Genomic DNA, 1481 nt, shown 5'->3' on the forward strand with positions numbered 1-1481 from the left:
ATCGGCGAAACCCATGTCGGCGGCTGTGACGATCTTTTTGCGCTGGAACAGGCGGGCAAACTGGACCCGCTGCTGGCGGCCTGAATCCGGAGAGATAAAATGCGCACAGCTCTGCTTCAGATGACATCCACCGACATCCCGGCTGAAAACCTGGAGACCGTGAAGGCGATGATGGCGGAGGCTGTGCGCGGCGGGGCGGGCTTTGTGCTGACGCCCGAAGTTACCAATTGCCTCTCCGGCAGCCGGACCCATCAGAACGGTGTCTTGTGTCACGAAGAGGATGACCCGACGCTGGCCGCCCTGCGTGACGAGGCGGCAAAACACGGCATTTGGCTGCTGCTGGGGTCGCTGGGCATCAAGACCCACGACAGTGACAGGCGCTTTGCCAACCGGCAGTTCCTGATCAGCCCGCAGGGTGAAATCAAGGCGCGCTACGACAAGATCCACATGTTCGATGTCGAGGTCACACCCGAGGAAACCTACCGCGAGTCCGATGGCTACCGCCCGGGCACCCAGGCGGTTGTGGCAGAGACGCCTTTTGCCAGTATCGGCATGACCATCTGTTATGATGTGCGTTTTCCGCATTTGCACCGGGCACTGGCCAAAGGCGGGGCGCAGATCATCACTGCGCCGGCGGCGTTTTCTTATGTCACCGGCGCCGCACATTGGCATTCGCTGCTGCGCGCCCGTGCAATTGAAACCGGCTGCTTTGTGCTGGCGCCTGCGCAGACTGGCAAACACCCGGCCTCCCGCGGGCCCAGCCGCAATACCTTTGGCCATTCTCTGGCCGTAGCCCCCTGGGGCGAGGTGCTGGCCGATGCCGGTCAGGAACCAGGCGTGACTTACGTTGATCTTGACCTCGAAACAGTGGCAGAAGCGCGCAAACGCGTGCCTTCCCTGACCCACGACCGGGAGTTTGACGGACCCTGATGGATGAGACACATTCCCTGGCGGTATCGCTGTTCAGCGAGATTCTGATGGCTGACCAGCTGGCCCGGTCACGTCTCAGCAAAGTGCTGCCCAAAGGGATGGAGCTGTCGCATTTCTCGGTGCTGAACCACTTGGCCCGGGCCGGGCTGGAACGCTCGCCCGCGCAGCTGGCCAAGGCGTTTCACGTAACCCGCGGGGCTATGACCAACACCCTGGGCAAGCTGGAAGTTGCCGGATACATCCATGTCCGCCCGGATTGGGACGATGCGCGGCGCAAGATGGTGGCGATCAGCCCGGCCGGCAAACAGGCCCGGGATGCGGCACTGGCCGGAATCATTCCGGTGATTTCAGAAGTTGTGGGTGAATTGGGCAGCGATCGGGTCCGGGCGACCTTGCCTATTCTGCGCGAACTGCGCGGCAAACTGGAAGAGAGCGGCTGAGCGGCTGGACCCAAACAGTCACCTGCCCGGGTAAAAAAGGGACGCCTGCAAGCAGGCGCCCCTCTTCCCCATCAGTCCCCATCATGCCGTGAACGGCGATCGTTTAACCAT

At 62.1% G+C, this 1481-nt stretch carries 2 protein-coding genes and 1 pseudogene; all 3 read left to right on the forward strand.

The window, feature by feature from the left end:
- Positions 1-84: pseudogene (locus A2I95_RS37290) on the forward strand (glutaredoxin 3); the annotation flags it as partial.
- Positions 85-99: 15 nt separating this feature from the next.
- Positions 100-930, forward strand: a complete 831-nt coding sequence (locus A2I95_RS37295) for a carbon-nitrogen hydrolase family protein (RefSeq protein WP_291737499.1) — start codon at positions 100-102, stop codon at positions 928-930.
- Complete coding sequence (locus A2I95_RS37300; RefSeq protein WP_129372623.1) at positions 930-1370, forward strand: MarR family transcriptional regulator; 441 nt, start codon at positions 930-932, stop codon at positions 1368-1370. The genes A2I95_RS37295 and A2I95_RS37300 overlap by 1 nt, the downstream gene beginning before the upstream one ends.
- The last annotated feature ends 111 nt before the right edge of the window (positions 1371-1481 follow it).

This window comes from Leisingera sp. F5 (assembly GCF_001593695.1).

Excerpts from the sequence above, each read along its gene's own strand:
- A2I95_RS37300 (WP_129372623.1), top strand. The coding sequence starts at position 930 with ATGGATGAGACACATTCCCTGGCGGTATCGCTGTTCAGCGAGATTCTG.
- A2I95_RS37295 (WP_291737499.1), top strand. The coding sequence starts at position 100 with ATGCGCACAGCTCTGCTTCAGATGACATCCACCGACATCCCGGCTGAA.